The organism is Burkholderia sp. HI4860, assembly GCF_002223045.2.
GTDB lineage: Bacteria > Pseudomonadota > Gammaproteobacteria > Burkholderiales > Burkholderiaceae > Burkholderia.
Genome location: NZ_NKFO02000003.1, coordinates 1,711,159 through 1,734,009, shown reverse-complemented (window position 1 = coordinate 1,734,009; position 22,851 = coordinate 1,711,159). Strand labels below are relative to the sequence as shown.

The window sequence follows — 22,851 nt, the reverse complement described above, 5'->3', positions numbered from 1 at the left end:
TGGGACGGCGGCATCGGCCGTGACGATCGGGCACGGCCGCCGGCTGATCGACTTCGGACGACGCGAAACGCATCCCTATTGAGCAGAGCAGACGAGATGGACGGAACAGGACAGGCATTGCAGGCGGCGCTCGCGCATCATCAGGCCGGGCGTCTCGCGGAAGCGAAGACGCTGTACGACACGATCCTCACCGCGCAGCCGGGCCAGCCGGATGCGCTGCATTTCCTCGGGCTGCTGGCGTGCCAGCTGAAGCAGTACGACGCGGGGCTCGCACTGATGGAGCAATCGCTCGTCGCGCGGCCGGACGCGTCGTACTTCAACAACCTCGGCAACATGCTGCGCGAAAGCGGCCGGCTCGACGACGCGATCGCGCACTACCGTCGCGCGGTGGCGCTGCGGCCGGATTACCCGGAGGCGCACAACAACCTCGGCAACGCGTTGCGCGACGCGCGCGAGCCGACGGCTGCCATGGCGAGCTGCGCACGCGCGATCGAGCTGCGGCCCGATTACGCACAGGCATACAACAACCTCGGCAACGCGCTGCAGGATCTGGGCGACCTTGACGGCGCCGCCACGCATTACGGCCGCGCGATCGAGCTGGACCCGTCGATGGCGATGGCCCACGCGAACCTGAGCGCCGTGCGTCACAAGCAACTGCGCTGCGCGGAAGCGCTCGCGCATGCGCAGGACGCGATCCGGCTCGCGCCGAACCTCGCCGAAGCGCACAACCACGCGGGCAACGCGTATCACGGACTGGATCGGCTCGACGCGGCGCAGGCGAGCCATCGCACGGCCGTCACGCTGAATCCGGCGGACGCCGGCGCGTGCCATAACCTGTCCGTCGTGCTGCTGAAGCTGCAGCGGCTCGACGAGGCGCTCGTGTATTGCCGGCAGGCGTTGCAGGCCGGCCCGCCGGCCGTGTTGATGCACGTCAATCTCGGCGACATCCTGCGCGCGCAGGGCAACGTCGATGCCGCGGTCCACGCGTATCGCGATGCGCTTGCGCTGGTGCACGACGACGCCGACGACGTCGCGGCGACCGTGCTGAACCGGCTGCTGTTCAGCGCGGCGGCGTCTGCTTGCGTGAACCCCGCCGACTACCTGGCCGACGCGCGGCGCTACGGCCGGCACCTGGCCGCGCGTTCGACGCGCTTTACGCACGATCCGCGCGAGCGGGCCGCGCGCGCGCAGGGGCGGCCGCTGCGTGTCGGCTTCGTGTCCGGCGACCTGCGCCTGCATCCGGTCGGCATCTTCCTGGAAAGCGTGCTGGCGCACCTCGAGCGCACGCGCATCGACCTGCGCGTGTACGTGACCACGGACGTGGAGGACGCGATCACCGCGAAACTGAAGCCGCACGCGAGCGGCTGGCGCTCGATCGCCGCGCTGGGTCCGGACGCGGCCGCGCGGATGATTCGCGACGACGAAATCGACGTCCTCGTCGACCTCGCGGGCCATACGCAGTCGAGCGGGTTGGCCGTGTTCGGCTGGAAACCCGCGCCGGTACAGGCGAGCTGGCTGGGCTTTTTCGCGTCGACCGGCTGCGACGCGATCGACTACTTCATCGGCGATCGCTACACGCTGCCGGACGCCGAAGCGCATCACTTCGTCGAGCAGCCATGGCGGCTGCCGGACAGCTTCCTGTGCTTCACGCCGCCGGCCTGCGACGTCGAGGTCGGCCCGCTGCCGATGGCGGCGAGCGGCCGTCCGACGTTCGGTTGCTTCGGCCAGCTCGTGAAGGTCGGCGACGACGTCGTGCGCGCGTGGTCGCGCATCCTGCACGCGCTGCCGGACGCGCGGCTGCTGCTCAAGGCGCACGAACTCGGCCGCGATGGCGTGCGCGACGCGACCGCCGCACGCTTCGCGCGGCATGGCATCGACGCGGACCGGCTGATCCTCGAGGGCGGTTCGCCGCGCGCGGAATACTTCGGCGCCTATAACCGCATCGATGTCGCGCTGAGCCCGTTCCCGTACCCGGGCGGCACGACCTCCGCCGAAGCGCTGTGGATGGGCGTGCCGGTGCTCGGCATGAAGGGCAGCCGGTTCGTTACGCACATCTGCGAGAGCGTGCTGCACGCGGCGGGCATGGGCGAATGGGTTGCTGACGGCGAGGACGCCTACGTCGCGAAGGCGATCGCGGCGGTGCTCGATCGCGAGCAGCTGGCGACGCTGCGCGCCGGGCTGCGCGCGCAGCTGCTCGCGTCGCCGCTGTGCGACGCGCGCCGGTTCGCCGCGCATCTCGAAGCGGCGTTCATCGGCATGTGGCAACGCTATACGAACTCGGAACACGAAGCATGAACGATATCCACGACACGCTGCAGGCGGCGCTGGCGCATCACCAGGCAGGGCGTCTCGCCGAAGCGAAGACGCTGTACGACGCGATCCTCACCGCGCAGCCGGGCCAGCCGGATGCGCTGCATTTCCTCGGGCTGCTGGCGTGCCAGCTGAAGCAGTACGACGCGGGGCTCGCACTGATGGAGCAATCGCTCGTCGCGCGGCCGGACGCGTCGTACTTCAACAACCTGGGCAACATGCTGCGCGAAAGCGGCCGGCTCGATGACGCGATCGCGCACTATCGTCGCGCGGTGGGGCTGCGGCCGGACTATCCGGAAGCGCACAACAACCTCGGCAACGCGTTGCGCGACGCGCGCGAACCGACGGCTGCGATGCAGAGCTGTGCGCGCGCGATCGAGCTGCGGCCCGGTTACGCGCAGGCATACAACAACCTCGGCAACGCGCTGCAGGATCTGGGCGAGCACGAAGCGGCGGCCGCGAGCTACGCCAAGGCGGTCGCGCACCAGCCGCAGTACGCGGATGCGTACTGCAATCTCGGCAACGCGCTGCATGCGCAGGAGAAATTCGACGATGCCGCGGAGGCCTATCGTCGCGCCATCGCGCTGCAACCGGGCTTCCGCGTCGCGCACCAGGGGTTGAGCGCGACGCTGCGCGCGGCGGGTGATCTGCGGGGTGCGGTCGACCATGCGCGCGAGGGGCTCGATCCGGGCGACGCGGACGCGCACTGCGTACTGGCCAGGCTGCTGCAGCGCATCGGCGATTTCGACAAGGCGCTCGAACTGCTCGAGCAGGCGGTCGCGATCGACCCTGCGCATGCACGGGCATGGGCGTGGCTCGGCGATTTGCGCAACCAGCAGGGCGAATACGGGCAGGCGGTGCAGGTGTGCCGGCGTGCGATCGAGCTTGATCCCGAACTGGCCGACGCATACAACTTCCTCGGCTTCGCGTATCACAACCTCAACTTGCTGGCCGCCGCGGAGTTGAGCCACCGGCATGCGATCGACCTGAACCCGGACGATGCCGACGCGCATCACAACCTCGCCGCCGCGCTGTTTCGGCTCGAGAAGCTCGACGAAGCGATGAAGCACACCGAGATCGCGCGGGCGCTCGGCATCGATCCGCTGAAGGTCCAGATGACGCTCGGCGACATCCTGTGGGCGAAAGGCGATCTCGCCGGCGCGCTGGACGCATTCCGCGCGGCGATTCGGTTCGACCTGCATCGCGCGTACTCGCGGATGCTGTTCAACATGTCGAGTTCGCCCGCGTTCGAGCCGCAGGAGTGGGTCGCCGAAGCGCGCCGCTACGGCGAGCATCTCGAGCGCGACGCGCGTCCGTTCGAGCACGACCGCGCGCAGCGCGTCGCGCAGGCGCAGGGGCGGCCGCTACGCGTCGGCTTCGTGTCGGGCGACCTGCGCCAGCACCCGGTCGGCATCTTCCTGGAAAGCGTGCTCGCGCGGATCGACCGGTTGCGCATCGAGCCGCACGCCTATGTGACGTTCGTCGGCGAGGACGATGTGACCACGCGGCTCCGGCCGAACTTCGGGAGCTGGAAGAAGGTGGTCAGCCTGGGCCGCGAGGAGGCCGCGCAACTGATTCGCGACGACGGCATCGACATCCTGATCGATATGGCAGGCCATACCAACTGGAGCGGCCTGCCGATCTTCGGGCACAAGCCCGCGCCGGTGCAGGCGAGCTGGCTCGGTTTCTTCGCGACGACCGGTTGCCGCGCGATCGACTATTTCATCGGCGATGCGCATACGCTACCGGCCGACGAGGCGCATCACTTCACCGAGCGGCCGTGGCGGCTGCCGGACAGCTACCTGTGCTTCACGCCGCCGCCGTACGATGTCGCGGTCGGCCCGCTGCCGATGGCGGCTCATGGCGGCGTCACGTTCGGCTGTTTCGGCAAGCTGATCAAGATCAGCGACGAGGTCGTCGCGCTGTGGTCGCGCATCCTGCACGCGCTGCCGGACGCGCGCCTGCTGCTGAAGGCCCATGAGCTCGGCGCCGGCGACGTGAACCAGGCGACGCTCGAGCGCTTCGCGCGGCACGGCATCGGCGCGGAGCGGCTGATTCTCGAAGGCGGTTCGCCGCGTGCGGAGTATTTCGCCGCGTATAACCGCATCGACATCGCGCTGAGCCCGTTCCCGTACCCGGGCGGCACGACCACCGCCGAAGCGCTGTGGATGGGCGTGCCGGTGCTCGGGATGAAGGGCAGCCGCTTCGTCACGCACATTTGCGAGAGCCTGCTGCACGCGGCGGGCATGGGCGAATGGATCGCGGAAGACGAGGCGGCGTACCTCGCGAAGGCCGTCGCGTTCGCGCGCGACCGCGACGGGCTGGCGACGCTGCGTGCAACGCTGCGCGAGCGCGCGCTCGCGTCGCCGCTGTGCGACGCGGCGCGCTTCGCGCGCAACCTGGAGGACGCGCTGCACGGCATGTGGGCCCGCTACGCGGCCGGCGAGACGGCGCCCGGGGGCGCGTGACGAGCGGGGATCGCGCCACGGCTGGAAGCCACGCTCGCGCATCATCGGGCCGGCGGCCCGAGATGATCGACGCGGCCGTCAAGCGGGCGACGCGGGCGTAGCCGGCGCGATCCGGCTCGCGCTGCCGCCCGTCGGCGAAAAAAAAAGCCGCATTGAAGCGGCTCGACGGTACGGCGACAACGGTCCGCTCGACTGGCGGCGTCTTTTAATTCGACCTGCGCGGCGGGCGCGACGCCCGGCCGGTCACAGCAAGCCGGCCTGCTGGTACTGGCTCGCGGCCTTGATTCGCTCCTGGGACTGCGCAAATTCCGCAGCCAGGCGGTCACGGTCCGTCTGCGCATGCTCGGTGATCGACGCGTCGATCGCCATGATCTGCCGCACCTGGTCCAGCGCGTCCGGGGTCTGCTCGCCGGTCAGGTTCATCAGCAGCGGCGAGCGTTCGTCGACGAGGGCCGCGACGCGCACCCAGTCGCGTGCGTCCGCCGCCGACTGCATGGCACGGGTCAGGTCGAAGGCGCGGGACAGGGTGTCGTTCGTCATGGTCAGTTCCGTTCGGTGCGGTTGCGACTTACTTGTTGGTGGCCATCGCGCCCGCGCTGTTCTGGCCGCCGAACAGCTGGGTCAGGTAGCGGGTGTTGTTTGCCATCTGCGCCATCAGCGTGTTCAGCGCGGTGAACTGCGCGGTGTATTGCGTGGTCAGCTGGTTCGAGTAGGTCTGCAGTTGCGTGGCCTGATTCTGCACGCTCGTCAGGTCGGCATTGATCGCGGTGGTGCGCTGGTCGATCAGGCCGGACGTCTGCGTGTACGTGTTGATGTTCGCATTGAGCGCCTGGGCGATGCCGTTCGTCTGGTTGAAGATCGCCGTCACCGCGGAACTGTTCGACTTGAGCGCGGTGGTCAGCGCGGCGGTGTCGACCGACATCGCGCCGGTCGAGTCCACGTTGATGCCGATGCTGCCGAGCGCATAGGTCGTGCCGCCCGTCGTGACGCCGCTGCTGAGCGTCGTCGCGAGCGTGTTCCTGATCGTGTTCATCATCGCGTCGCCGAGCAGCGGGCCGGCGGTCTTCGCCGTCGGGTCGTAGCTCGTCAGCGATTTCGCGGTAGTCACGAAGTTGGTATACGCGGTCGCGAAATTGGTGATCGCGGTCGTCGCCGCGGCCGTGTCCTGCGACAGCGTGACGGTTTGCGTCGTGCCGACAGCGGCCTGCGACAGCGCCAGCGTGACGCCCGTCAGCGCGCCCGTCACGTTGTTCGACGCGCTCGACACCGGCGTGCCGTCGATCGTCAGCTTCGCGTCGGCGGCCGGCGTGACCGTCGTGTACCCCGACGTCAGTTTCGAGTTGACGCCCGTGCCCGAGATCGAGATCGTGTTGGCCGCGCCGGTGGCGTTCGACTGCATCACGAGATGCTGGCCGTCCGAACCGGTGATGACCGACGCGGTGACGCCGGCATTGCCGGACGCGGAGTTGATCGACGACGCGATGTCGGACAGCGATGCGCCGGCCGCCACGTTGACGTTGAACGCGGGGTTGCTGCCGAACGTGATGCTCAGCGAGCCGGCCGAGATCGTGTCCGCCGACGTCACGCCGGCCGACGACAGCTTGTTGGCGGTCGCGAGCTGCGTGACATTGACCGAATACGAACCGGCCACCGCGCCGCTGCCGCTCGTGACCGTCGTCGCGACACCGCTGCCGCTCGCCGTCGCGGCCAGGCTGCCGAGCGTGGTGCCGTTCGAGAGGCCGGTGAGCGCGGTCTGCAGCGCGGACAGCGCACCCTTCAACTGGCCGATCGCGGACAGCTGCGTGTTGTCGTTCGTCTGGCGGGTCTGCAGGGTCTGCAATTGCCCGGCCGTCTTCGCGTTCACCAGCGTCGTGACGAGCGTGTTGACGTCGAGCGACGAATTGGTCGCGCCGCTGATGATCGACTGTCCGGCCTGCGACAGGAGGGTGGTGATGTCCGTGCTGCTGACGGGGGTCGTGGTGGCCATGCCGTTGCTCCGGTCGTCCGCGCAATCAACGTGCGCGATGCGGCGGGGCGCCGCGGTTCAATGCAAAGAGGGAGGCGTGCCTCCCTGGAAAATTCTGGTCCGGGCGGGTTCGGCGGTGTCGCGATGCGTTGCATGGCGACGCCGCCGGGCCCGGAGGCGGGCGGGCGCGTGGCCCGCCGCGGGTGCTGCTCGATTAGCCGAGGAGCTTCAGGACTTGCTGCGGCAGCGAGTTCGCTTGCGCCAGAACCGAGATACCGGCTTGTTGCAGCACTTGCGCCTTGCTCAGGTTCGCCGTTTCCGTCGCGAAGTCCGCGTCGGTGATCTGCGAGCGAGCGGCGGTCATGTTGGTTGCCTGGGTTTGCGTCGTCGAGATCGCAGCCTGGAACGTGTTCTGTGCTGCGCCGAGCGTTGCCTGGAACGTGTTGACTTGCTTCAGTGCCGCGTCGATTGCCGTGATCGCCGATTGCGCGCCCGACTGGGTGGCGACGCTCAGGGTGTTCACGCTCATGCCCGTGCTGTTCCAGTTCGCCGTGCCGAAGTCGACGGTAACGACCTGGTTCGCTGCTGCGCCGATCTGGAACGTGACGCTGCCTGCGCCGCCCAGGATGGTCTGGCTGTTGAACGTCGTTTGCGATGCGACACGGTCGATTTCGCCGAGACGCGTCGACACTTCAGCTTGCAGGTTCGCGCGAGCGCTCGAATCCAGCGAGCCGTCGCCGGCTTGTTGCGCCAGCGTACGGATACGCTGCAGGTTGTCGACCGTCGATTGCAGCGCGCCGTTGGCGGTCTGGATCATCGAGATGCCGTTGTTCGCGTTTGCAACACCTTGCGTCAGCGCATTGATTGCCGCCGTTTGCGACGTCGAGATCGCCAGGCCGGCTGCATCGTCAGCAGCGGTGTTGATGCGCTTGCCCGACGACAGGCGGTTGATTGCTTGCGACAGTGCGCTTTGCGAGCCCGACAGATTCGTCTGCGTCGTCAGCGAAAGGATGTTGGTGTTGATGTTCAGCATTTGCTTCCTCGTTTTGGAAAATGCCTGGGATACAGACAGGTTCTGATTTCGGCGTTGCGCTTTATCGCGACTGGCGCTGCCCGCCTTTCCTGGTTGACGGCGGCACCCGGCGAAAACTTTAGAGGGATGTTTGGGTAAATTCGGGACGGAAGGATGGCTGTCGGCCGAAAGGCCCGCCCGGCTTGGCCGGCCGGGCCGCCGGCAGGCGCGGCGCCCGGCCCCGTTCGACGCGGTGAGCGGCTGCGCCACGCGGAGCGACGAACCGGGGAATGCAAAAGGGTAGTTTTGTCTGTGATTCTCTGCTATGATGGCGGGCTGAATTGAGATTTCTGTCAAGCCTCTGCCGTTTTCGGCATGTCTGCTGGCAGTCAAACGCGGCGCTGCACGCGGTTGTGAAGCGTACTCGCGGTGCTTTCCGCCTCTCTTTTCCGGCCTCCGAGGCCGTATTTCCGCTCGTTTCGCCTGTTTGTGGGGACGCTCGGATGGCCGGTGCGTGGCGCTTGGCCGCTACGTTTTTGACCGTTTAAGCAATTTAGGAACGACATGACGACGATTCTTCTGAAAGAAAACGAGCCGTTCGAAGTGGCGATTCGCCGCTTTCGCCGTGCTATCGAAAAAAATGGCCTGATCGCTGAACTGCGCGAACGCCAGTCCTACGAAAAGCCGACCGCAGTCCGCAAGCGCAAGAAGGCAGCAGCCGTCAAGCGCCTGCACAAGCGCCTGCGCAGCCAGATGCTGCCGAAGAAGCTCCACTAAGAGCGTCTTACGGTTCGCCGCGAAACGGCGGAGCGTGCTTCGAAAGAAGCCGCTCCGCCGTTTTGCTTTTGGGGTCCGGGAAAATCCCGGGGCCGTGGCGGCTCCGGCCCGCCTCGCCCCGTCAGCCCGCCTTGCGCCGGCGTGCGGCCGGCTTGCCGCCGAGCGCCGCGCATTGCGCGTGGCACGGGCAACCGACCTCGTGATCGTTGACCATGCCGGTGGCCTGCATCAGCGCATAGCAGATCGTCGACCCGACGAACTTGCAGCCGTACGCCTTCAGCGCTTTGCTGAGCGCGTCGGACTGTTCGGTCGACGCGGGCGCGTCGCGGTACGACTGCCACGCGTTCTGGACCGGCGTATCGCCGACGAACGACCACAGGAACGCGGCGAGCGACCCGTGCTCTTCGCGGATGCGCTGCACGGCGCGCGCATTGGTGACCGCCGATTCGACCTTCGCGCGGTTGCGCACGATGCCGGGATTCTCCAGCAGCTTCTCGATACGTTTCGGCGTGAAGCGCGCGACGGCATCGACGTCGAAATCCGCAAAGGCTTCACGATAGCCCGCGCGCTTGTTCAGGATCGTCGACCACGACAACCCGGCCTGCGCGCCTTCCAGGATCAGCATTTCGAACAGGTGGCGATCGTCGTGCGACGGCACGCCCCACTCGGTATCGTGATAGTGAGCATCCGCTTCCGTCTTCACCCAGTTGCACCGCTGCGACATCGTCTGCCTCGCTTTCCGTTTCGATTCGATCGCGTCAGCATAGCGGAAGCCCTTTTCATGGAACAGCCGGCCGAACGGCAGATGGGCGCACGGCGCCGATCCGGTTAAGCTTGGCGCCTGTTCGAATCAGCGGGATGAAGGCATGGCGGCATTACTTTTTGCGATCGGCATCGACGGCGGCGGCACGGGCACGCGCGCGGTGCTGGCCGACCGGCACGGGCGCGAGCTCGCGCAGGGGCGCGGCGGCCCGTCGGGGCTCGGGCTCGGCATCGAGCGCGCGTGGGCGTCGATCGGCGCAGCCTGCGCGGACGCATTCACCCAGGCCGGTTATGCGTTCGACTGGTCGCAGTGCGCGCTCGGCTGCGGGCTCGCGGGCGTCAACAATGCGGCGTGGCTGGCCGCGTTCCGCGCGCAGGCGCCGCTCGGCGCGCTCGCGGTCGAAAGCGACGCCTATACGACCGTCGTCGGCGCCCACGGCGGCGCGCCGGGGCTGATCGTCGCGCTCGGCACCGGCAGCATCGCCGCCGCGCTCGATGCGGCCGGCGCGTGCCGGATCGCCGGCGGCTTCGGCTTCCCGTCCGGCGACGAGGCGAGCGGCGCATGGCTCGGCATGCGCGCGCTCGCGTATGCGCAGCAGGCGCTCGACGGCCGCGTGCCGCGCGATGCGTTCGCCAGCGCGCTGCTGGCGGAAACGGGCGCGCAGGATCGCGACGCGCTCGTCCAGTGGTCGTGCGATGCGAACCAGACGATCTACGCGCGGCTTGCGCCGATCGTGTTCGCGCATCGTGCGCATCCGGTCGCGAGCGCGCTGATCGCGCAGGCGGGCGACGAGATCGGCAAGATGATCGACGCGCTCGATCCGCAGCAGGCGCTGCCGGTCGCGCTGTGCGGCGGATTGGCGGATGCCCTCGCACCGGCCGTGCCGGCGTGTCATGCCGCCCGGCTGCGCGCACCGCTCGACGATTCCGCGCACGGCGCGCTGCGGCTCGCGCTGCAGGCGCTGCGGGCGGCGGAAGGGCGCTGACGGCGTGTCGAGGCGGGAGGGCAGCACACCGCAACCGCGCCGCAGGCGGCAGTCGGCCGGGAACCATCCGGCGGGCAGCCGGGCCCGACGTTAAAATGGCCGTTCCGCAGAGCCCTGAGCGCCTTTCTCCCGTCCCATGTACAAAGTCATCGCCACCGATCTCGACGGTACCCTGCTGAACAGCGATCACCAGCTCGATCCGTACACGATCGACACCGTCCGCCGGCTCGACCGCGACGGCCTGCAGTTCGTGATCGCCACCGGGCGCCATTACGCGGACGTCGCCGGCATTCGCGACGTGCTCGGCATCCGGCCGTACCTGATCACGTCGAACGGCGCGCGCGTGCATGCGCCGGACGACACGACGATCCATGCGCAGGACATCGATCCGGCAATCGTCCGCGGCCTGGTGCAGCCCGAGGTCGTCGGCGCGCACGGTCGCGTGATCGTCAACCTGTTCACCGACCAGGGCTGGCTGATCGACCGCGATGCGCCGCACCTGCTCGAATTCCACCAGGATTCGGGCTTCCGTTACGACGTGATCGACATGCCCGCGCATGACGGCGCGGATATCGCGAAGGTGCTGTACATCGGCGATCCGGCCGATCTGGCGGCCGTCGCCGAGCAGATGCGCGTGCGCTTCGGCGATGCGCTGTACGTCACTTACTCGCTGCCCGACTGCCTCGAGGTGATGACCGCGAACGTGTCGAAGGGCCGCGCGTTGCGCTCGGTGCTCGCACGGCTCGGCGTCGACACCGGCCACTGCATCGCGTTCGGCGACAACATGAACGATATCGATCTGCTCGAAACCGCCGGCCACGCGTTCATGATGAACAACGCGAATCCCGACCTGATCGCGCGGCTCCCGCACATCCCGCGGATCGGCAACAACTTCGATGCGGGCGTGGCCCGCCACCTGCGCACGCTGTTCTCGCTCGAAGACAACGTCGCCGCTTCCTGAGCGCCCTGCCGGGGCGGAAATGAAAAACGGGCGCCAGTGGCGCCCGTCGAAATAACCTGCCTCGATCTTCTTCGACAGCGTGAGGCTCGCTGCTCTGCTCGCTTGACCCCGTAGTGTTTTATTCGCTTGTGCGAGCCGATGCCGGCAGCAGGTCGACGGCGTTGTCACGCCCCGCGACCAGCGGATAGATGATCCCGGCGAGTGCCGCGCCGATGATCGGCGCCACCCAGAATAGCCAGAGCTGGCCGATCGCATCGCCGCCCACGAACAGCGCCGGGCCGGTCGAGCGGGCCGGGTTCACCGACGTGTTGGTGACCGGAATCGAGATCAGGTGGATCAGCGTCAGGCACAGGCCGATCGCGATCGGCGCAAAGCCGGCCGGCGCGCGCTTGTCGGTGGCGCCCAGGATCACGAACAGGAAGAAGCCCGTCATCACGACTTCGCAAATGAACGCCGAACTGAGTGCGTAGTGGCCGGGCGAGCGCTCGCCGAAGCCGTTCGTCGCAAAGCCGCTGCCGACGACGTCGAAGCCCGGCTTGCCGGTCGCGATCAGGTACAGCACGAACGCGCCGAGCGTCGCGCCGACCACCTGCGCGACGATGTACGGCACGAGATCGCGGGCGGGGAAGCGGCCGGCGACCGTCAGGCCGACGCTCACCGCCGGGTTCAGGTGGCAGCCCGAAATGTGGCCAATTGCGAATGCCATCGTCAGCACAGTCAGGCCGAAGGCAAGTGCGACGCCGGCAAAGCCGATGCCGAGGCCCGGAAAGGCGGCGGCCAGCACGGCGCTTCCGCACCCGCCGAGCACCAGCCAGAACGTGCCGAATACCTCTGCAGCGAGACGCTGAGAAAGATTCATGTAAGGACCTCGTTCAAGTGGATTGAAGACAACCGGACGACGCGACGGATTTAAACCGTCACCCGGAATTGGTCTGGATTATAGGAAATGAATCGGGTGGGGGAGGGTCAACGATTGTTAAATTTGAATAGCTGACGAATGCCTTTTATTAGAATAAGTCCGCATTCTCGATATAGCCGATTCGGTTAAAGATGACAGCATTAATTTCGAAGGGCAGGGCGGCAGTGCGGATGGCGTAACGGATGTTGGTGTCCCGGCCGGATTCGCCGGGTCCGCATCATCAAAAGGGGAGTCAAACAATGTCTCAATACGCGAAACTCAAGGCGCAGATCGCCGATCTGCAAGCCCAGGCGGACGATGTACGCCGCCAGGAAGTGGCGGCGGTGATTGCGGAAGTCCAGCAAAAGATTGCCGAATATGGGCTGACCGCCCAGGATCTGGGCTTCGCGGAGCGAGCGAAGCGCGGTCGTCCGCCGAAGAAGGCGCCGCTGCCCCCGAAATATCGCGATCCGAAGTCGGGTGCGACCTGGAGCGGGCGAGGCAAGCCGCCGAATTGGATCGTCGGTAAAAACCGCGATCGTTTCCTCATCGAATGACCGAAAGCCCAAACAAAAGAGCCGCATCGAGATGCGGCTCTTTTGTTATCCGCGCCAATTTCGGCGCGGGATTGGATTACGACATATTTCCTTGCGGCATTCCGTGTCAGGCGCCGGCGACCCGGCGCAATGCCGGTTGACGGGCTCCCGTGCAAAGCGATTCGTAAGTTTCGACATATCGCTGCGCCATGGCTTTCGAGCTGAAGCGCGTATCGAAACGTTCGCGGATGGCGGTGCGCGACAGGCTGTCGATCCGGTGCAGCGCGCCGACCGCGCCCTGCACGTCCTCGACGATGAAGCCGGTCACGCCGTCCTCGATCACCTCGGGCACCGAGCCGCGGTTGAACGCGACGACCGGCGTGCCGCAGGCCATCGCCTCGATCATCACCAGGCCGAACGGCTCCGGCCAGTCGATCGGGAACAGCAGCGCCTTCGCGCCGGACAGGAACGCGGGCTTCTGCGCCTCGTTGATCTCGCCGATGAATTCGACGTGCGCCTGGTCGAGCAACGGCTCGATCACTTCCTTGAAGTAGTCGGCGTCGGCCTTGTCGACCTTCGCGGCGATCTTCAGCGGCAGCCCGCTTTGCGCGGCGATCCGGATCGCGGTGTCGACGCGCTTTTCCGGGCAGATCCGGCCGAGGAACGCGAGGTACTCGGGCTTCACGCCCGGTTGCGGCGTGAGCAGCGTGTCGGGCAGCCCGTGATACACGGTGCCGGCCCACGCGGCCTGCGGCAGCGGCTTGCGCTGGTTGTTCGAGATCGACACGACCGGCGCGTCCGGGAACGCGTCGAACACCGGCTGCAGTTCCGGCAGGTCGAGGCGGCCGTGCAGCGTCGTCACGTACGGCGTGTCGAGGCGCGACATCAGCGGGAACGGCAGGTAGTCGAGGTGAAAGTGCAGCACGTCGAATTCGTGCGCGACCCGGGCCACCTTTTCGAGGAGCCGCATATGGGGCGCCATCGAATCGCGGATCGACGGGTCGAGCCGCAGTGCGCGCGGCCAGGCCGCCTCGAGACGGGCCGACGTGACGGAGTCGCCGCTGGCGAACAGGGTCACGTCGTGGCCGAGATCGACGAGCGCTTCGGTGAGGTAGGACACGACACGCTCGGTGCCGCCGTAGAGTTTCGGCGGGACGGCTTCGTAAAGCGGCGCGATCTGGGCAATTCGCATGGATGTTCTCCTGTTTCGATCCGGGGGCGCGGGGGCGCCGATGCGGATCCCGTGCAACGTTGCGGAACTCGCCGGCGTACGCGGTTGGCGGTACGTGGCCGTGCCCTGGGCGGGGTGCGCGGGGCGCCGGACGGCAAGCTGCGGGGCGGGCCGGCACGGCTCGCGCCGCCGCCCATTGGAGTCCATTATCGATATCGCCCTGAGGGGTTCGAGTGTTTTTTCAAACACTTAAGGCTTGTTACACGATGAAATACGCGAAAACCCCGATAAAAAGGGCGCGGAAACAGGAATGGAGATAGACGCAACTATTGTTGCGTCTTCGTGAAAAAGCACTATAATTTTTACCGATCCGATTGCCGGCAGCCTTGTCGGCAAGCCTTCCGGTAATGAATGGAGGCCATCGGACACATCGCAGCCGAATCCTTGCTGCCACGCGCTTCCCCGCTTGCCCCTTCCAATTCGCCTTGTCGGAAAAATTCCTACACGGTTTACAGACAAATCCTGCATGGCATACGCCACTTCGCTGATACCGGCATAAATGCCGTTTGGCCAAAATTCGCCCTGTAAGACTATAAACGAGCCGACTGAGCGCCAAGAGCGCTCTGATCGAGCAAACGTTTTCATAACACGAATGGCCAAAGCAAAGCTCTTTAACGGGGGAATCATGAGCGCTACCAGCGAAATGCTCAGTGAGATCAAAGAGGTCAACCTGTCGTACCTCCTCCTCGCGCAACGCCTGCTGCGGGAAGACAAAGCGATGGGCATGTTCCGCATGGGCATTTCCCAGGAACTCGCCGACGTGCTCGCCAACCTCACGCTCGCACAGACCGTGAAGCTGGCCGCGTCGAACCAGATGCTGTGCCGCTTCCGCTTCGATGATCATGCGCTGCTCTCGTCGCTCGCCGACAAGGGCCGCAGCGATGTCGTCGCGCACGCCCACTCGGCCATCCTGATGGCCGGGCAGCAGGTCGAAGGCGTCCGCTGATCCATCCCGCCTTGCGTGTGTCCCGGCGTGCCGCGCCGGTGGGCAGCGTATTGGCCATCCATCCGAATAACGTCAAGCGGACGGTTATCACCATGGCAAGCAAAAGCGTCGTGATCGAGGTGAAGGAAATCACCCTCGCCATCGAACTGATCGAACTGGGCGCCCGGCTGCAACTGCTGGAAGCGGAGACGAGCCTGTCGCGGGACCGTCTGATCAAGCTGTACAAGGAACTGAAGGGCGTGTCGCCGCCGAAGGGGATGCTGCCGTTCTCGACCGACTGGTTCATGACGTGGCAGCCGAACATCCACTCGTCGCTGTTCTACAACATCTACCGGTTCATGCAGGACCACGGCCGCTGCGAGCCGATCCAGTCGATCGTGAAGGCGTACCGGCTCTATCTGGAGCACGTGAACCTGTCCGGCGACGAGGCCGCGCTGAGCCTCACGCGCGCGTGGACGCTCGTGCGCTTCTTCGATTCGGGGATGCTGCAGATGACCCCGTGCACGCGCTGCGGCGGTCACTTCGTCGCGCATGCGCATGATCCACATCAAGGTTTCGTCTGCGGCCTCTGCCAGCCGCCGTCGCGCGCGGGCAAGACCCGCAAGGCCGCCGCCGCGCGCGCCGAACTGGCCGCTGCCGCGGCCTGAGCAGCGCCGGGCGGGGCGTTCAGGCCGCGCCGGATGGCGCGAATCGTCTGCGAATTGCTGGTAAACACCGTCGGGCCGCCGCCTGGCCGCCCGCGAAAGTTTTCCTGCCGACTGCCGTAAACCTGTTTAACGGCGGTCTCCCCGCCGGTCATTCGTGAGGGACAGGCAGTGCTGATTATCGTGGGAACACTCGTGACGCTGTTGTCCGTCTTCGGCGGTTATGCGCTGGCAGGCGGGCATCTGGGCGCCTTGATCCAGCCCGTCGAGATCCTGATGATCGTGGGCGCGGGTGTCGGCGCGTTCATCCTCGGCAACGGCGGCAAGACCATCAAGGCCACGCTGCGCGTGCTGCCGACGCTCTTCAAGGGCTCGAAATACACGAAGGATGTCTACATGGAGCTGATGGCGCTTCTTTACGTGCTGCTCGCGAAGGCACGCAAGGAAGGCACGCTCACGCTCGAGGCCGACATCGACGACCCGGAAAAGAGCCCGATCTTCACGCAATACCCGAAGATCCTCGCCGATCACCACATCGTCGAATTCCTGACCGACTACCTGCGCCTGATGGTGGGCGGCAACATGAACGCGTTCGAGATCGAGAGCCTGATGGACGAGGAGATCGAGACGCACCACGCGGAAGGCGAAGGCCCCGCGCATGCGCTGATGCGCGTCGGCGACGCGATGCCGGCGTTCGGTATCGTCGCGGCCGTGATGGGCGTCGTGCACACGATGGCGTCGGCCGACAAGCCGCCCGCGGTGCTCGGCGCGATGATCGCGCAGGCGCTGGTCGGCACGTTCCTCGGGATCCTGCTGTCGTACGGGCTGATCGGGCCGCTCGCGAGCCTCGCGGAGCAGCGCGTCGCCGAGTCGACCAAGATGTTCCAGTGCATCAAGGTGACGATCCTCGCGACGCTGAACGGCTATGCGCCGGCGATCGCGGTCGAGTTCGGCCGCAAGGTGCTGTTCTCGACCGAGCGCCCGTCGTTCTCCGAGCTCGAAGAACATGTGCGCCGCGTGAAGGCGAAGTGACGCGGAGCGCCCAATGAGCAAGAGCAAGGATCGCGCAATCGTCGTCAAGCGGGTGGCCCCGGCGAAGAAGGGCCACCACGGCGGCGCCTGGAAGCTCGCGTACGCGGACTTCATGACCGCGATGATGGCGTTCTTCCTGCTGATGTGGCTGCTGAGCTCGGTCACGCCGGTGCAGCTGAAGGGGATCGCCGAATACTTCAACACGCCGCTGAAGGCCGCGCTGTTCGGCAGCGGCGACCGCAGCTCGCAGGATTCCAGCATCATCAACGGCGGCGGCCGCGACCTGTCGAGCGTCGACGCCGGCACGCTGCGCCGCACCGACGGCACCACGCAGCTCGCCGAACGCCTCGCGAAGATGGGCGACGAGCATTCCCGCTCGCAGCAGAACGCGCAGGCCGCGCAGGACCGGCTCGAGCAGGCGCGCCTGCACGACCTGCAGATCAAGCTGATGGCCGCGATCGAGGCCAACCCGACGCTGCGCCAGTTCAAGCAGCAGATCCGCATCGATTCCACGCTGATGGGGCTGCGCATCGAGATCGTCGATTCGCAGAAGCGGCCGATGTTCGCGATGTCGAGCGACCACGTCGAGCCGTACATGCGCGACATCCTGCGCGAGATCGGCAAGACGCTGAACGACGTGCCGAACCGGATCATCGTCCAGGGCCACACCGACGCCGTGCCGTACGCGGGCGGCGAGGGCGGCTACAGCAACTGGGAGCTGTCGGCCGACCGCGCGAACGCGTCGCGCCGCGAGCTGATCGCCGGCGGCATGGGCGAGGCGAAAGTGCTGCGCGTGCTCGGCCTCGCGTCGACCCAGAACCTGAACAAGGCCGACCCGCTCGATCCGGAAAACCGCCGGATCAGCGTGATCGTGCTGAACCGCAAATCCGAAGAGGCGCTGATGCGCGACGATGCGACGACCACGACGCTGTCGGCCGATGCGGCCGGCTCGCAGCAGCTCGCGCAGCAGCTGGCCCCGGCGCCGGCCGTGCGCCCGGCGCTCGCGGCGTCCGCCGTCGCCGTGCCGAAACCCTGATATCGACAAGATTCCGAGACAGACATGATCCGAACCATTCTCGCCATCGACGACTCCGCGACCATGCGTGCGCTGCTGCAGGCAACGCTGATGCAGGCCGGCTACGACGTGACGGTGGCGCCGGACGGCGAGGCCGGCTTCGACCTGGCGGCCACCGTGCCGTACGACCTGGTGCTGACCGACCAGAACATGCCGCGCAAGAGCGGGCTGGAAGTGATCGCCGCGCTGCGCAAGCTCACTGCCTATTCGGAAACGCCGATCCTCGTGCTGACGACCGAAGGCAGCGACGCGTTCAAGGACGCCGCACGCGACGCGGGCGCGACCGGCTGGATCGAAAAGCCGATCGACCCCGCCGTGCTGGTCGACCTGGTCGCGTCGCTGTCCGAGCCGGCCGCCTCCTGACATTCACGCGACGCATTCAACCCGGGACCGGGCATGACTCTCGACATCACTCAGTTCTACCAGACATTTTTCGACGAAGCGGACGAGCTGCTCGCACAGATGGAGCAGTTGCTGCTGAACCTCGACGTCGGTTCGCCCGACCCCGAGGATCTGGCCGCGATCTTCCGCGCCGCGCATTCGATCAAGGGCGGCGCGGCGACGTTCGGCTTTTCCGCGCTGACCGATACGACGCACATCCTCGAATCGCTGCTCGACCGCGCACGCAACCATGAGCTGACGCTGACCAAGGAAATGGTCGACGCGTTCCTGGAGACCAAGGACGTGCTGTCCGACCAGCTCGTCGACTACCGCGCGAGCGCCGAACCGGATGCGGCCGCCGCCGCGACGATCTGCGCGAAGCTCGAACGGCTGAAGGCCGAGAGCGGCGCGGGTGCGCCGGCTGCCGCTGCTGCTGCGCCCGTGGCGCCGGTCGCTGCCGTCGCCGCCCCGGCTGCGCCGGCCGTGGAACCGGCCGCCGGCGACGATCGCGTGCCCGACCACGTGATCGAGCAGGCCGTCGCGGCCGCGCATCCGGCGGGCGACGCAGGCGAAGGCGGCCCGCACCTGAAGATCACGCTCGTGGGCGTCGACGCGAAGGATCGCGAACTGCTCACCGAAGAACTCGGCAACCTCGGGCGGATCGTCGGCCGCGAGGAAGTGGGCGCCGACCTGACGCTGTGGGTCGAATCGGACGTGCCGTCGGACGACATCGTCGCCGTGTGCTGCTTCGTGATCGACGAAAGCCAGATCCGCGTCGGGCACGGCACGGCGCCGGCCGCACCGGCTGCCGCGCAGGACGCCGCGGTGCCGGCAGCGGAACCGGTCGCCGCCGCGCAACCGGCGCGCGCCGAGGTATTCGCGCCGCAGGCCGCGGCACCGCAACCGGCGGCACCGGCGCCGGCCGCACCCGCGCCCGTCGAGCCGGCCGCCGCCGCCGCCGCGCAAGCGCCGCAGCCTGCCCAGCCGGCGCCCGCCGACCACGCGCCGCAGGCCGCCGCGCATCACGACGACAAGCGCGCGCGCCCGGCCGCCGCCGCGGCATCGGGCGCCGAAGGCAGCTCGATCCGCGTCGGTGTCGAGAAGGTCGACCAGCTGATCAACCTGGTCGGCGAGCTCGTGATCACGCAGGCGATGCTCGCGGAAACCGCGAGCGCGTTCGATCCGGCGCTGCACGACCGCCTGTTCAACGGGATGGCGCAGCTCGAGCGCAACGCGCGCGACCTGCAGGAAGCGGTGATGTCGATCCGCATGATGCCGATGGACTACGTGTTCAGCCGCTTCCCGCGTCTCGTGCGCGACCTCGCCGGCAAGCTCGGCAAGCAGGTCGAGCTCGTCACGTTCGGCCAGGCGACCGAGCTGGACAAGAGCCTGATCGAACGGATCATCGATCCGCTGACCCACCTCGTGCGCAACAGCCTCGACCACGGGATCGAGACGGTCGACAAGCGCGTGGCCGCCGGCAAGGACGCCGTGGGCCAGCTCGTGCTGTCGGCCGCGCATCACGGCGGCAACATCGTGATCGAGGTGAGCGACGACGGCGCGGGCCTGAACCGCGAGCGCATCCTCGCGAAGGCCGCGAAACAGGGCATGCAGGTGTCCGACAACATCAGCGACGACGAAGTCTGGCAACTGATCTTCGCACCGGGCTTCTCGACCGCCGAGACGGTGACCGACGTGTCGGGCCGCGGCGTCGGGATGGACGTCGTGAAGCGCAACATCCAGTCGATGGGCGGCCACGTGGAAATCACGTCGGTGGCCGGCCGCGGCACGACCACGCGGATCGTGCTGCCGCTCACGCTCGCGATCCTCGACGGGATGTCGGTGAAGGTCGGCAACGAGATCTTCATCCTGCCGCTGAACTTCGTGATGGAGTCGCTGCAGCCGTCGAACGACGACATCTACACGGTCGGCAACGGCGAGCGCGTGGTGCGCGTGCGCGGCGAATACCTGCCGCTGGTCGCGCTGCACGAGGTGTTCTCGGTCGACGACGCACGCACCGACCCGACGCAGGGGATCGTCACGATCATGGAAACCGAGGGGCGCCGCTTCGCGATGCTGATCGACGAGCTGGTCGGCCAGCAGCAGGTGGTCGTGAAGAACCTCGAAACCAATTACCGCAAGGTGCACGGCATCTCGGCAGCGACCATCCTCGGCGACGGCAGCGTCGCGCTGATCGTCGACGTCGCGGCGCTGAACCGCGAAACCCGTGCGACGCACGGCGCCCGAGCCGGCGCCGAGCTCGCGATGTTCTGATGTCACTCGCCATTCAACCGATTGGGGGCAAACGTGTCTGCTGAAGTCCAAATGATCAATCCGGCCGCGGCGAACGCGGCAACGAGCCGCCGCGACGCGGAACAAGGCGACGCGACGGGCCAGGAGTTCCTCGTCTTCACGCTCGGCGACGAGGAATACGGGATCGACATCCTGAAGGTGCAGGAAATCCGCGGCTACGACAGCGTCACGCGCATCGCGAACGCGCCCGAGTTCATCAAGGGCGTGATCAACCTGCGCGGGATCATCGTGCCGATCGTCGACATGCGGATCAAGTTCCATCTCGGCCGCGTCGAGTACGACCACCAGACCGTCGTGATCATCCTGAACGTCGCGCATCGCGTGGTCGGGATGGTGGTCGACGGCGTGTCGGACGTGCTGACGCTGCAGACCGACCAGATCATGCCGGCGCCGGAATTCGGCGCGACGCTGACGACCGAGTACCTGACGGGCCTCGGCACGGTCGACGGCCGGATGCTGATCCTGATGGATATCGAGAAGCTGATGTCGAGCCGTGAAATGGCGCTGATCGAGACGCTCGGCGGGTAAGCGCGCGGCGCGCGCAGGAATTTCGGGAGAATCTGCAATGTTGCATAACTGGTCGATCCGCACGACGCTTACGGCGATCGGACTCATCCTCGTGGCGCTGGCCGCCGCCGTCGGCGGGCTCGGCCTCTACGCGCTCAATCACGCGAGCCGCTCGCTCGACGAGATTGCGCACGTCGACCTGCCGGCGATCCATGCGCTCGACGACACGGCCGCGCAGTTGCTGCGCTCGCGCGTGGCGCTCGATCGCTTCCGTACGCTGACCGAATCCGGTAACGGGGCCGACGCCACGAAGGTGCTCGATCGCGCGCAGGAGCTGTTCGCGAAGTCGAACCAGAACTGGCAGGCGTTCCAGTCGTTGCCGAAGCTCGGCGTCGAGCAGGCGCTCCTCGACGAGCTTTCCACGCGCTACACGACGATCGTGAAGGAAGGCGTCGAGCCCGAATTCACGGCGGCGCGCGCGGGCGACATGGCGGCGTACCACGCGGTGGCCGACACGAAGATCAGCCCGATGTTCATCGCGTTCGACCAGACGGCGGCGGCCGTGATCGCCGCGCTGCAGAAGCGCGCGGAAGATCGCCAGGCCGCGACGCAATCGCAGATCTCGCTGATGATCGGGCTGATCGCGGCGGGCATCGCGATCGCGTTCGTCGTCGTGATCGCGATCCGCTTCGCGCTGCGCGGGCTGATCGTGCAGCCGCTGGAAGACGCCATCGCGCACTTCGAGCGCATCGCCGGCGGCGACCTCACGCAGCCGGTCAACGTGTTCAGCACCAACGAGATCGGCCGCCTGTTCGGCGGCATCAAGCGGATGCAGGACGCCGTCACGACGATGGTGCAGGCCGTGCATCGCGGTACCGAGTCGATCGACGTCGGCGCGCGCGAGATCTCGACCGGCAACACCGACCTGTCGCAGCGCACCGAGGAACAGGCCGCATCGCTGCAGGAAACCGCGTCGAGCATGGAGCAGCTGACGGGCACCGTGCGGCAGAACGCGGAAAACGCGCGGCAGGCCAGCCAGCTCGCGGTGAACGCATCGGACATCGCGACGCAGGGCGGCGAGGTGGTCGGCCAGGTCGTGTCGACGATGCAGGACATCGCGGCGAGCTCGGGCAAGGTCGTCGACATCATCGGCACGATCGAAGGTATCGCGTTCCAGACCAACATCCTCGCGCTGAACGCGGCGGTCGAAGCCGCCCGTGCCGGCGAGCAGGGCCGCGGCTTCGCGGTGGTCGCGGGCGAGGTGCGCTCGCTCGCGCAGCGCAGCGCGAGCGCCGCGAAGGAAATCAAGCAGCTGATCGGCGATTCGGCGGAGAAGGTCGAAAGCGGGTCGGCGCTGGTGTCGCGCGCCGGCACGACGATGGACGAGATCGTGCAGGCCGTGCGCCGCGTGACCGACATCATGGGCGAGATCAGCGCCGCGTCGGACGAGCAGTCGACCGGCATCGAGCAGGTCAACCGCGCGGTCGGCCAGATGGATTCGGTCACGCAGCAGAACGCGGCGCTCGTCGAGCAGGCGGCCGCCGCGGCGGCGTCGCTCGAGGAGCAGACGCGCCAGATGAAGGCGATCGTGTCGGGCTGGCGCGTGGCGGGCGGCATCGTGCTCGCGCCGTCGCGCGGGGTCGCGCGGCCGCTCGCGCATGAGCCCGCGCCGGCGCTGACGTCGGAGCCGCGTTTCGATGCGGCGCCGGTCGCCGCGCTGCCGGCGCCGCAGGCTGCCGCCCAACCGGCACGGCGCGCCGCGCCGGCGCCGCGTGCCGCCGCCGCGGCTGCATCGGCTGCATCGGGTGCCGCGGGTGCGGGCCATGAAACGAAGCGTGCGGCCGATACCGGCGTGCACGCGCACAAGGAGGCACCGGCTGCCCGCGGCACGGCTGCGGGCGGCTACGGGCCGCGTCTCGCGAAAACCGCCGCACCGGCCGACAAGCCGGCCGCGAAGCCCGCGCTCGTGCGCCCGGCGCTGAACGGCGAGAAGCCGGCGGCGGCCACGGCCGGCACGTCCGACGACGATTGGGAGACCTTCTAAAC

General features: G+C 67.3%; 20 protein-coding genes. 14 read left to right on the top strand and 6 right to left on the bottom strand.

The annotated features are described in order from the left end of the window. The first annotated feature begins 96 nt into the window (after nucleotides 1–96). Nucleotides 97–2,295: a glycosyltransferase family 41 protein gene (locus CFB34_RS23355; RefSeq protein WP_089438966.1), complete on the top strand. Its 2,199-nt coding sequence runs from the start codon at nucleotides 97–99 to the stop codon at nucleotides 2,293–2,295. Continuing rightward, nucleotides 2,292–4,778, top strand: coding sequence for a tetratricopeptide repeat protein (locus tag CFB34_RS23350; RefSeq protein WP_089438967.1), 2,487 nt, complete (start codon nucleotides 2,292–2,294; stop codon nucleotides 4,776–4,778). The genes CFB34_RS23355 and CFB34_RS23350 overlap by 4 nt, the downstream gene beginning before the upstream one ends. Before the next feature lie 243 nt (nucleotides 4,779–5,021). Here CFB34_RS23350 and CFB34_RS23345 read toward each other — a convergent pair whose 3' ends face one another. The 3 genes from CFB34_RS23345 to CFB34_RS23335 form a co-directional block, all read right to left on the bottom strand. Then, nucleotides 5,022–5,318, bottom strand: coding sequence for a flagellar protein FliT (locus CFB34_RS23345; RefSeq protein WP_089438968.1), 297 nt, complete (start codon nucleotides 5,316–5,318; stop codon nucleotides 5,022–5,024). Between the two features lie 28 nt (nucleotides 5,319–5,346). Further along, the gene (fliD, locus tag CFB34_RS23340; RefSeq protein ID WP_089438969.1) at nucleotides 5,347–6,765 is read right to left on the bottom strand and encodes a flagellar filament capping protein FliD; all 1,419 of its coding nucleotides are present in this window, start codon (nucleotides 6,763–6,765) and stop codon (nucleotides 5,347–5,349) included. Nucleotides 6,766–6,958: 193 nt separating this feature from the next. Next, nucleotides 6,959–7,777: a flagellin domain-containing protein gene (locus CFB34_RS23335; RefSeq protein WP_089438970.1), complete on the bottom strand. Its 819-nt coding sequence runs from the start codon at nucleotides 7,775–7,777 to the stop codon at nucleotides 6,959–6,961. Between the two features lie 543 nt (nucleotides 7,778–8,320). Between CFB34_RS23335 and rpsU the strand changes: the two genes are divergently transcribed. Beyond that, nucleotides 8,321–8,533, top strand: coding sequence for a 30S ribosomal protein S21 (gene rpsU / locus CFB34_RS23330; protein ID WP_006401410.1), 213 nt, complete (start codon nucleotides 8,321–8,323; stop codon nucleotides 8,531–8,533). 121 nt (nucleotides 8,534–8,654) lie between these two features. Here rpsU and CFB34_RS23325 read toward each other — a convergent pair whose 3' ends face one another. Continuing rightward, nucleotides 8,655–9,257, bottom strand: a complete 603-nt coding sequence (locus CFB34_RS23325) for a DNA-3-methyladenine glycosylase I (protein ID WP_089430453.1) — start codon at nucleotides 9,255–9,257, stop codon at nucleotides 8,655–8,657. A 142-nt stretch (nucleotides 9,258–9,399) separates the two neighbouring features. Between CFB34_RS23325 and CFB34_RS23320 the strand changes: the two genes are divergently transcribed. Both CFB34_RS23320 and CFB34_RS23315 read left to right on the top strand, forming a co-directional pair. Further along, the gene (locus CFB34_RS23320; protein WP_089438971.1) at nucleotides 9,400–10,281 is read left to right on the top strand and encodes a BadF/BadG/BcrA/BcrD ATPase family protein; all 882 of its coding nucleotides are present in this window, start codon (nucleotides 9,400–9,402) and stop codon (nucleotides 10,279–10,281) included. A gap of 136 nt (nucleotides 10,282–10,417) precedes the next feature. Continuing rightward, nucleotides 10,418–11,242, top strand: coding sequence for a Cof-type HAD-IIB family hydrolase (locus CFB34_RS23315; RefSeq protein WP_089438972.1), 825 nt, complete (start codon nucleotides 10,418–10,420; stop codon nucleotides 11,240–11,242). Nucleotides 11,243–11,360: 118 nt separating this feature from the next. Here the strand turns inward: CFB34_RS23315 and aqpZ are convergent, their stop codons facing one another. Further along, nucleotides 11,361–12,101: an aquaporin Z gene (gene aqpZ, locus CFB34_RS23310; RefSeq protein ID WP_089438973.1), complete on the bottom strand. Its 741-nt coding sequence runs from the start codon at nucleotides 12,099–12,101 to the stop codon at nucleotides 11,361–11,363. A gap of 299 nt (nucleotides 12,102–12,400) precedes the next feature. Between aqpZ and CFB34_RS23305 the strand changes: the two genes are divergently transcribed. After that, nucleotides 12,401–12,697, top strand: coding sequence for an H-NS histone family protein (locus CFB34_RS23305; protein ID WP_021162849.1), 297 nt, complete (start codon nucleotides 12,401–12,403; stop codon nucleotides 12,695–12,697). Nucleotides 12,698–12,803: 106 nt separating this feature from the next. Here CFB34_RS23305 and CFB34_RS23300 read toward each other — a convergent pair whose 3' ends face one another. Further along, complete coding sequence (locus CFB34_RS23300) at nucleotides 12,804–13,868, bottom strand: glycosyltransferase family 4 protein (protein WP_046547453.1); 1,065 nt, start codon at nucleotides 13,866–13,868, stop codon at nucleotides 12,804–12,806. 664 nt (nucleotides 13,869–14,532) lie between these two features. Here CFB34_RS23300 and flhD point away from each other — a divergent pair. The 8 genes from flhD to CFB34_RS23260 all read left to right on the top strand — a co-directional run bounded on the left by flhD (nucleotide 14,533) and on the right by CFB34_RS23260 (nucleotide 22,849). Next, nucleotides 14,533–14,853: a flagellar transcriptional regulator FlhD gene (gene flhD / locus CFB34_RS23295; protein WP_011350590.1), complete on the top strand. Its 321-nt coding sequence runs from the start codon at nucleotides 14,533–14,535 to the stop codon at nucleotides 14,851–14,853. 92 nt (nucleotides 14,854–14,945) lie between these two features. Next, nucleotides 14,946–15,500 (top strand): flagellar transcriptional regulator FlhC, encoded by a 555-nt coding sequence (flhC, locus tag CFB34_RS23290; RefSeq protein ID WP_034209584.1) that lies wholly within the window; start codon nucleotides 14,946–14,948, stop codon nucleotides 15,498–15,500. Nucleotides 15,501–15,668: 168 nt separating this feature from the next. Beyond that, nucleotides 15,669–16,529 carry a flagellar motor stator protein MotA gene (gene motA / locus CFB34_RS23285; RefSeq protein WP_011350592.1) on the top strand — a complete coding sequence of 287 codons (861 nt, stop codon included), beginning with the start codon at nucleotides 15,669–15,671 and terminating at the stop codon, nucleotides 16,527–16,529. 13 nt (nucleotides 16,530–16,542) lie between these two features. After that, a complete protein-coding gene (gene motB / locus CFB34_RS23280; protein WP_089438975.1) occupies nucleotides 16,543–17,565 on the top strand; it encodes a flagellar motor protein MotB in 1,023 nt (340 codons plus the stop codon). 24 nt (nucleotides 17,566–17,589) lie between these two features. Continuing rightward, on the top strand, nucleotides 17,590–17,967 hold the full coding sequence (locus CFB34_RS23275; protein WP_089438976.1) for a response regulator: 378 nt from the start codon (nucleotides 17,590–17,592) through the stop codon (nucleotides 17,965–17,967). A 33-nt stretch (nucleotides 17,968–18,000) separates the two neighbouring features. Further along, entirely contained in the window at nucleotides 18,001–20,259 is a 2,259-nt protein-coding gene (gene cheA / locus CFB34_RS23270) for a chemotaxis protein CheA (protein ID WP_089460166.1), read from the top strand. 51 nt (nucleotides 20,260–20,310) lie between these two features. Next, the gene (gene cheW / locus CFB34_RS23265) at nucleotides 20,311–20,826 is read left to right on the top strand and encodes a chemotaxis protein CheW (protein WP_043185043.1); all 516 of its coding nucleotides are present in this window, start codon (nucleotides 20,311–20,313) and stop codon (nucleotides 20,824–20,826) included. 37 nt (nucleotides 20,827–20,863) lie between these two features. After that, nucleotides 20,864–22,849 carry a methyl-accepting chemotaxis protein gene (locus CFB34_RS23260; RefSeq protein ID WP_089438977.1) on the top strand — a complete coding sequence of 662 codons (1,986 nt, stop codon included), beginning with the start codon at nucleotides 20,864–20,866 and terminating at the stop codon, nucleotides 22,847–22,849. Nucleotides 22,850–22,851: the final 2 nt, after the last annotated feature.